Annotated in this window: 8 protein-coding genes; 5 read left to right on the forward strand and 3 right to left on the reverse strand. The window is 53.8% G+C overall.

Going from position 1 to position 8,885, the window contains the following annotated elements:
* The 3 genes from IGR76_02040 to IGR76_02050 form a co-directional block, all read left to right on the forward strand.
* Positions 1-887: hypothetical protein (locus IGR76_02040; GenBank protein ID MBF2077314.1), on the forward strand; the 887-nt coding region annotated here is incomplete at its 5' end.
* 110 nt (positions 888-997) lie between these two features.
* The gene (locus IGR76_02045) at positions 998-1,990 is read left to right on the forward strand and encodes a pentapeptide repeat-containing protein (GenBank protein MBF2077315.1); all 993 of its coding nucleotides are present in this window, start codon (positions 998-1,000) and stop codon (positions 1,988-1,990) included.
* A gap of 94 nt (positions 1,991-2,084) precedes the next feature.
* Positions 2,085-3,158, forward strand: coding sequence for a D-alanine--D-alanine ligase (locus tag IGR76_02050; protein MBF2077316.1), 1,074 nt, complete (start codon positions 2,085-2,087; stop codon positions 3,156-3,158).
* A 22-nt stretch (positions 3,159-3,180) separates the two neighbouring features.
* Here the strand turns inward: IGR76_02050 and IGR76_02055 are convergent, their stop codons facing one another.
* The 3 genes from IGR76_02055 to IGR76_02065 all read right to left on the reverse strand — a co-directional run bounded on the left by IGR76_02055 (position 3,181) and on the right by IGR76_02065 (position 6,417).
* A complete protein-coding gene (locus tag IGR76_02055; protein ID MBF2077317.1) occupies positions 3,181-5,178 on the reverse strand; it encodes a serine/threonine protein kinase in 1,998 nt (665 codons plus the stop codon).
* A gap of 509 nt (positions 5,179-5,687) precedes the next feature.
* A complete protein-coding gene (locus IGR76_02060) occupies positions 5,688-6,071 on the reverse strand; it encodes a DUF3593 domain-containing protein (protein ID MBF2077318.1) in 384 nt (127 codons plus the stop codon).
* Positions 6,072-6,105: 34 nt separating this feature from the next.
* Positions 6,106-6,417 carry a DUF2499 domain-containing protein gene (locus IGR76_02065; GenBank protein ID MBF2077319.1) on the reverse strand — a complete coding sequence of 104 codons (312 nt, stop codon included), beginning with the start codon at positions 6,415-6,417 and terminating at the stop codon, positions 6,106-6,108.
* Positions 6,418-6,525: 108 nt separating this feature from the next.
* Here IGR76_02065 and csaB point away from each other — a divergent pair, with 108 nt between their 5' ends.
* Positions 6,526-7,566 (forward strand): polysaccharide pyruvyl transferase CsaB, encoded by a 1,041-nt coding sequence (csaB, locus tag IGR76_02070; GenBank protein ID MBF2077320.1) that lies wholly within the window; start codon positions 6,526-6,528, stop codon positions 7,564-7,566.
* A gap of 395 nt (positions 7,567-7,961) precedes the next feature.
* Positions 7,962-8,885 (forward strand): hypothetical protein (locus IGR76_02075; protein ID MBF2077321.1); only part of this gene is annotated, 924 nt, incomplete at its 3' end.

Consider the following 8,885-nt stretch of genomic DNA (forward strand, 5'->3'; position numbering starts at 1 on the left):
CAGCCAACACCATTCTGGGCTATCTCGCGTCAATCTACGCGCAACAACAACCTATCGATGAAACAACCTGGCTGGATTATCCCCAGGTTGCTCAGCAGTTACAGCAGGATCCAGATGCCCTCCGGATTAAAAAACTCCTCTACTGTGCGTGTGGCCATTCCTGGCAGAACGACCCTGCCATCCTAGAGGGGGTAGATATGGTGAGTTTGGTACACCAAATGCGCCACGTTGCGCCGACTCAATCGACCTTAAGTGCCATCCTGGCCAGCATCGTCGCGACCCTCAATCGTGCCCAAACCTACGACGCGATCGCCCATCGCATTGCGATCGCGTTTACCCCCCTCTACGACGATGCAGACGATGCGGCGGAAACAGAGATGACCGAAATAGATGTTGTCGCCCCAGACGCCACCGGATTGTTGCCCCCTGCCCACGATGCTAGTATCGAAACCGCGATTTCAAGACCAGAAGGGGCGATCGCCTCAGCCTGTTCCTCCAGTCAGTCCTTAACCTTAGCAACCCTCGCCAAAAGCCTGCCCCGCGTACAGCTCAGCATGGTTGACCTGTACGATCTGCGTTTAGAAGTGATGAAATACACCACTCCACTCCGCGCCAAGGTGCTGCTCTTTGCCGCCCTTCGACAGCAAATGACATGGTCATCCGAAGACTACACCCTGCTGAAAACAACAGACCTCAGCGCTCTGCTTCAGGAAACCTTTCAAACCTACAAATACATCGACCACCTACGCCCTCATCTCACTGATGTTGCTAACCGCCTAACCCCGACCCCAGACTACCTCCAAGCCTGTAGTGCCATTTTACGCGCTGTGACGCCCTGGTACGAAACGGGGATACCTGAGGATCAAGCGGTTGACATCTCCGCTTAAACCGTGCCTGACCTCAATACGTCCCCTCAGCGGGAAGCAACCGATATGCAATTCAGCCAAGGTGAAGTCACGGGAACCCTCAACTACAGCATCGGCAAGGAGCATCAACGATGAATGCTCAAACCGTTATCGCCCAGTATGCTCAAGGAAATATCGACTTTGACGGGCAAGATTTGCACCAGGCCAACTTTTCCAACACAGACCTGATCGGGATCAACCTCACCCAGACTGATCTCCAAGGCGCTCAGTTCCTATTTTCATTTTTGAATCGGGCGAATTTTACCCACAGCACTTTAATAGGAGCCGATCTCAGCGGCGCAAACCTCAGTCAGGCGATTTTTGTGCGGGCGAACTTGCGGGATGCCGATTTGCATGGCGCAATGTTATGTGCTGCCGATCTGCGGAGTGCCGACCTAACCCTCGCAGATTTGATTGATGCTAATCTCATCGATGCCGATTTGCGCAATGCCGATCTCAGCAGTGCAAATTTGACCGGAGCCTGCCTGCGCGGGGCCAACCTGCGGGAGGAAAATCGTCAGTATGCGTCAAAGTTGTGTGGCGCAATTCTGTGGAAAGCCGATTTACGCGGCGCAAACTTAGCAGGTGCAAATTTAGCCAAAGTGGATCTACGAGAAGCAAACCTGGCTGAAGCATCCCTGCGGGGAGCGGATTTGCGCGGAGCGGATCTAACGGGCGCAAATCTACGCGGAGCATTTTTGACCGATGTAGACGGAACGGGCGCGATCCTGCGGAAGGCCAACCTAACCCATGCCAAGATGGAGCGAGCCATCTTCAACGATGCCGACCTGGCAGGGGCAAGGCTGACAGGCGCAATTCTGCCCGATGTCAAACTCTGTAAGGCGCATCTTGCCCGTGCCAATCTCGCTCAAGCCCAGTTGAGTCGGGCTGATCTGAGTCGGGCGAGTTTGCGGCAGGCTATTCTGAGGAGCGCAAATCTCACCGATGCCTACCTCGCTCGAACGGATCTCACCGATGCGGATCTGTGCGACGCGGGATTGGTTCGCGCTGAATTGAGTAGTGCCAACCTATTTGGTGCAACGCTGACTGGTGCTACGATGCCCGATGGAACGGTACGAACCTAACCGGAACGCTCTAGAGAAATTCTGCCGAGCATCCCGCTGTTGATTGGGGTATGCTACTCTACGGCGAAGACAGTGAGGTTGGGAGGATTGCCGTATGGCTAAGCAGCGGATCGGGCTTGTGTTTGGTGGTCGGTCAGGAGAACACGAAGTTTCGATTAGCTCTGCGCGGGCGATCGCCCAAGCCTTAGCCACCCCTCCTAACCTTGAGCGCTATGAGGTAATCCCGTTTTACATCCGCAAAGATGGCGTTTGGTGTGCGGATGATGAGCCCCAACAGGTACTGAACTCTGGTCAACCAATGGCGATTGAAGCAAGCGATCGCCGCCAGCTTTGGCAATTTCCCAGCCACGTTGCCGATATTGACGTATGGTTTCCCATCTTACACGGCCCCAACGGGGAAGACGGCACGATTCAAGGTCTGTTTCGGTTAATGCAGGTTCCCTTTGTGGGCTGTGATGTGTTGGCTTCGGCGATCGCCATGGACAAGATTGCCATGAAGGAAGCCTTTGCCCAGGCAGGACTGGCGCAGGTGAAGTATCTCGCTGTAACGCGGGCGGAGGTCTGGTCGAATCCTTGCGTATTCCCGAAACTGTGCGATCGCATTGAGGCCGAACTGGGCTATCCCTGCTTTGTCAAACCTGCCAACCTGGGATCGTCTGTGGGGATTGCCAAGGTGCGATCGCGTTCCGAACTAGAAGCGGCGTTGGATAGTGCCGCCAGCTACGATCGCCGCCTCATTGTCGAAGCCGGAGTGAAGGCCAGAGAGGTCGAGTGTGCGGTGTTGGGCAGCGACAATCCCAAAGCTTCGGTTATTGGCGAAATCACCTACCAAAGCGACTTTTACGACTACGAAACTAAATATACTGCCGGCCTGGCCGATCTCCACATCCCGGCGAAACTGCCAGCGGCGATCGCCCAGCGGATTCAAGAGACGGCGATCGCGGCGTTCAAAGCGCTAGATGCCTCTGGGTTGGGACGGGTTGACTTTTTCTATGTGGAAGAAACGGGTGAAATCTTGATCAACGAAATCAACACCATGCCTGGGTTTACCGCCACTAGCATGTATCCCCAACTCTGGGGCGCAACGGGAGTTTCCTTTCCTGACCTGGTCGATCGCCTGATTCAAATTGCCCTAGAGCGGTATCAAGATTCTGCTGGGTCTGAGTAGGCCAACGATCTACTGCTCAGGGCTAGAAGCGGGGAACTTTCCAAATCTTGAGAGACTTGTCCGAGCTGCCGCTGACCAAAATCTTGCCATGGCTAGTGACCGCAATCGAATTGACCGAATCGCTATGTTCGCGCAGGGTGATCACCGATTCGCCCGTGTTGATATCCCAAAACTGAATCGTGGCATCTGCGCTGCCGCTGACAATCAACGGACGCTTGGGCACAAAGCATACGGTGTTCACATCGCGGCTATGCCCAACGAAGGTGCGGATCAACTCTCCGGTTTTGAGATTCCAAAGTTTCACCTTTCGATCCTTGCTGGCACTCACCAACGTGGTGTTGTCAGGACTGACGGCAACGCAGTTCACCGAATGATTGTGGGCATTCCAGGCCGTAAGCTGTTCTCCCGTTTGCAAACTCCAGACCTTAATCTTGTTGTCCAGGCCACCGCTCACTAGCACCCGTCCATCAGGGCTAATGGCGATCGCCTTTACCATGCCAGCCACACCCATCAGCGTTCGCAATAGTGCCCCCGTTGCCAACATCCACAGCCGAATCGTGCGATCCTCGCCGCCACTTGCCAAGATTCGTCCATCGGGACTGATGGCGATCGCATTCACATCCCGCGTATGGCCGGACAGGGTTCCCCGCAGTTCCCCCGTTTGGACGTTCCAGAGCTTAATCGTATAGTCGTCACTGCCGCTCACCAGCACTCGGCCACTGGGACTAATGGCGATCGCGTTAATGGCGCGAGTGTGCCCAGAGTGGGTCGTGAGCAGTTCCCCCGTGCCCAAATTCCAGGTTTTGATCATGTTGTCGAGACTGCTGGTAGCAACCGTTTGGTTATCGGCGCTAAGGGCTACACAAGTAATCCAAGAGGAATGTCCAGTTAAGGTGTAAATACAGCCCTGCTTAGACAGTTTGACCCCTGACGGAATACCAGACGTTTTCGCCGCTTTCGCCTGCGTTAGACCAGACGGTAGATCGAGATTGGTGGCGGCATTGGATAGGGGGGACGCCGAGGAGGGGGGGAGGGTTACCCCTGGAGAGACGGATGCTCTCCCAGGAGTCGAGGTACGGGATGATCCCGCTGCCGCTGGAGTCACGGGGAGCGGAGTCGCGATCGCCACATCCGCATTCAGATCCGTCAGCACATCCTGAGCCGATTGGTAGCGTTCATTCACCAAATCGCGCAGCAACTTATCAAGAACCATTGCGAGGCGATCGCTCACAGGTCTCCCCTGCCGATTCAGATAGTCTCGCCAAATCCAGCGCCCTTGGAGGGGATCGTAGAGGTTGTCCGGTCGCGTTCCCGTCATCACGTGCAGGCAAGTTGCCCCCAGACTGTACAAGTCACTCGCTGGATAAGCTTTACCGCTGCGAAACTGCTCTAACGGTGCATAGCCCTCGGTGCCGATGCGCGTTCCGGTCAAGGCTCCACTATTTTGGGTAATTTGCTTAGCCACGCCAAAATCAATCAGCATCAAGCGTTGATCGATCTGCCGCCGCAGAATGTTGGATGGCGTAATATCACGATGAATTACCTGGTGGGTATGAATGAACTGAAGCACGGGCAAGATATCGTTCAGCACGTTTCGTATCTGCTGTTCGCTAAATGGCCCTTGGCGGCGAACCTGCTGGGCTAGACTCAGTCCTTCAATAAATTGCTGCACCAAGTAGAGATAGGTGTCTTGCTCAAAGTAGGCCAGCAGGGTCGGAATTTGGGGATGTTCGCCCAGTTCATGCAGCCGCACGGCTTCTTGATTAAAAAGCTGCACCGCTTTCTGGAGGGATTTTGTGCCCTGCACCTGGGGCGAGAACTGCTTAATCACACACTTACTACCCAACCGATCCTCATCGGTTGCCAGGTACGTTCGTCCAAATCCTCCCTGTCCGAGCAACATTGTGGGGCGATATCGTCCGCGTAGAGATGCTATTAGGGGCGCACCGCAACTGATACACACCCGTGCATCATCTAAATTTTGAGGCTTTGTACAGGTTGGGTTTAAGCAGCAAAGCATGGTAGTGCGGAAGCTAAGCAACAAATCAGAAACGCCAGCGATCGCCCTGCAAAGCCGAGTTGAAAGTCAGCAGCTAATGGAACTGTCCGCTAGGCTCTCAAATCTAAGCACTTGAGCTTATTACCGAGAGGACTCTGAAACGCCCAAGTGACAGTAGCATAGGCCGTTGGCTGTTTCAGAACATCCTTATTCAGAACTTCTTTATATAGAGTACCCCTGTTGGGCGTGTCGCAAGTCGAGGGCGATCGCGTAGAAGACAGTACACCTGATGAAAGACGGAAAACGTACGACTATTACACTGTAAATGCAAACTTACACGCCGAATCTGCTTCACTTTAACGGTTAAAGTTAATAATTCAGGCCCCAAAGTCCACTATCCCTATCGTGAAATACTCACAGAATGGGAGTCAAATCATCAACCTCGATCCTAAGCTTGAGTATGGACGATGCATGGCACCATCAGCGATTCCAGCATTGCATCTATAGCTTGCTTAAATTTAAGACGTTGGTTATTCGTTCGAAAGCTCCGATGACGATGTCGGAGAGGGGGAAATGATGGTTTCGCTGGACGCAGTGCCTGAACGCTCCTTGAGCGCTTGTCGAAATCCCAACACCACCAACACGTTTGACAGGGTGAGAAATAATTCTGCTCCACCGTGTAACCAGTCTACATTCGCAAGCACATCTCCGTAGGTAACCTGCGCGTAAATTCCGGCGGGGATCGTGATGGCAACAAATACCAGCGTACCGAAAAAGCCCATCAGCGCAAGACGAGGAGTTTGGCGCGATCGCGTCAGGAACCATAAAAATCCAAGATAGGGAAACAGGGACAATGCAAATAAGGTTTCCTTAGATACAGAAAAGGTGTGGGCGAGGAGAGGGGAGGAAAGCATAGGGTAATAGGGGGATGGAGTGATGGAGTGGGGTTTAAGGGGAGTGATCGGCTTTGGGGGAGGTGTGCCAGATCCACCAGGCGGCTAGGCACAGCGTTGTATTGCCTACAACCGTCGTGGCAGCTTGCAGGGTCACTAACCATTCTAGGTTTGCGGCGTTGTCGAAGTAATGCCAGGTGCAGGCGGACATGGCGCTGATCAAAAGGGGCAACATAGCGACGGCTAGCCAACGCCATGCCGGATTTTTTTTCACGTCGGCATACAGCCAAATCAGCCAAATGGCGGCGACCCATTCAATCACGCTGGAGATGTGGATGACCCAGGTTGGAATTGATAACGCGTGCATAGCAAACCAGTGGATAGGGGGAGCAATGTTAGATACGGGGTGCAATCACTTCAGCGTGTGCCCTTGGATATTGTAAGGTGTATGGCAGTTTCGAGAAATGAGTGGCTCATGCGTGCAGTGTTGTGCGGGTATTACGGCAAGGGAAATGGCGGCGATGAGGCGTTATTGGCATCGCTCTTGCAAATGCTGCCGTCGGAGGTGACGCCTGTGGTGTTGTCCGGCGATCCGACCCAGACGCAGCAGGATTATGGGGTTGAGGCGTGCGATCGCCAATCTGCCTTTACCGTCCTCCAAGCCTTACGTCATGCCGATGTGTTTATCTGGGGGGGCGGCAGCCTGATCCAAGATGCGACGAGTGCCCTGAGTCCGGTGTATTACGTCGGGTTGATGGGACTGGCACAACGCCTAGGTTTAAAGACCATTGCCTGGGCACAAGGAATTGGGCCATTGAACCGTCCCTCTACGCGTTGGATGGCAAAGCAAGCGTTTTCCGGCTGTAGTGCGATCAGCGTTCGGGATGGCGGATCGGCGCAAACTCTGACGGATTGGGGGTTGCCGTTTGTGATGGCTCCTGATCCGGTGTGGGCATTGGAACCGAAGCCCCTGCCTGGATTTTGGGATTTGCCTGCGCCACGGGTGGCGATCGCCCTGCGTCCCCATCCGTTATTGCCCCCCGAACGCCTACACACCATGGGCACAGCCTTGGTTAATTTCCAAAAGGCCACCGGAGCGTTTATGCTCTTGATCCCGTTTCAGCCCTCCCAGGATTTGGCGATCGCCCAAACCCTTCATGAACAGATGCCAGACACGAGCAAAATTCTCACCGTGCGCGATCCGCGTCAGTTGCGTGGCGTGTTTCAAGGCGTCGAGATGGCGATCGCCATGCGGTTTCACGGACTGATCATGGCAGCGGCGGCAGAGTGTCGGTGTGTGGCGATTAGCTATGACCCCAAGGTGAGTCAGTTGATGCAGGATCTCAATTTACGGGGCTGGGAACTAGACCAGTTGCCGACGGATGCCACGCAGCTCTGTCATGCCTGGTTAGACCACTACGCCAACGGGGACGGACTCTCAGCGACTCAGATTGCGGCCTTGACCGATCGCGCCTTGCTTCATCGTGATCTGTTGCATGGCGTGTTGAACGGCTAGGTCCCAGGGTCAGATTGACACGAACTATACCAAATTCCAAACAGTCCAGCTCCATTGGTATACGGCAAATTCTATCCCTCCAAATGTGATCTCAAAACAGGTATCATCCGTGATCAAATGTTGATTTTTTAGACTAAAAACCGTAACGATCGCGTTTGCATCTAGAAATATGTGGTACTAAGTTTAGTGTCACGTGGATGTTCAATTGTGCATAGGTAGAGTTTAGGGATTAAAATCACAGGTAATTTAAAAATTAATTATCTCGTAGGCGATCGCCCGCCATGGGCAACCTTCCATTTCCGAACTCAACCGTATTCAGGCGTTCATCAACATCCGAACAGTTCCATCGAACAGTTCTATCTCACCTGCCGTACCCGTTTTAGAGCACTGTAGCTATGAGTGAATCGTCCCTCCCCTCGAATTCATCCCAGCCGACTCAGGGAGTGCCCCATTCCGCCAATGCGGATGCGATCGAGCGTCAATCCTTGTATGAACGTGAAGAGGCCATTCAGAACCTCTTGTCCGATCCGTCGCCTGTGGAGAGGCTCATGGGTACAAAGGCGGACCTCACGGCCGCGATGGACGTTGCCCACGCGGCGATGAATCTGGGCTCTCTGACGGGAGAAGCCACCCCTCACCCCGAAGATTTAGTGGTACTCATTCAAGCCTTGAATCAGTGCAACAGCAACTTACTCGCCCGTATTAACGAGCTGGAAGTGGAGTTGGCAAAAAGCCAGGAAAACCTCAAAATTCAGGCCGAATCACCGGATGCCGATGCGATTTCTCTGCGCACAGAGCTAAACCAGGTCAAACTGAAGGTGATGAAGCTTCGCCAGCAGATGAGTGCGGCCTATCAAGCCAATCAGTCGCACCGGGCGCGCATCCAAGACTTGCAGGCACAGCTTACGAAGACTGAACAAGAACATTCCGCTTTAACCAAAGCTCATACCCAACTTCAGGATCAGTTCCAGGCTCAATCTCAGCGACTTGTAGAGGCTGAAAATACCTGTAGAGATCTATGCCTGCGGCTGCATCGTCAACAGCAATATACGCTGCAATTCAAGGCGGCTCTCAAGGCACGGTCGTCCTTGGGGATCTCGGAAACACCAGGAGCAGAGGTGGAAGCCGTCCATCTGAGGGCCGATGCGGTGGAATTAGCCTCAAAAGTTCGAGAAATTCGTCCGTGGTCCCTGCAAGCCAAGGCAGAAGAGGCAAGAACGAATCCCTTCACGGCTCTGCAATCTGCAACCATGGCCGAGCCTGCCGATCAATTCGCAAGTGAACCGTTGCCAGAGGCACCATCCCCCCTAATGGATATT

This window comes from Synechococcales cyanobacterium T60_A2020_003, from assembly GCA_015272205.1.
Taxonomy (GTDB): Bacteria; Cyanobacteriota; Cyanobacteriia; order RECH01; family RECH01; genus JACYMB01.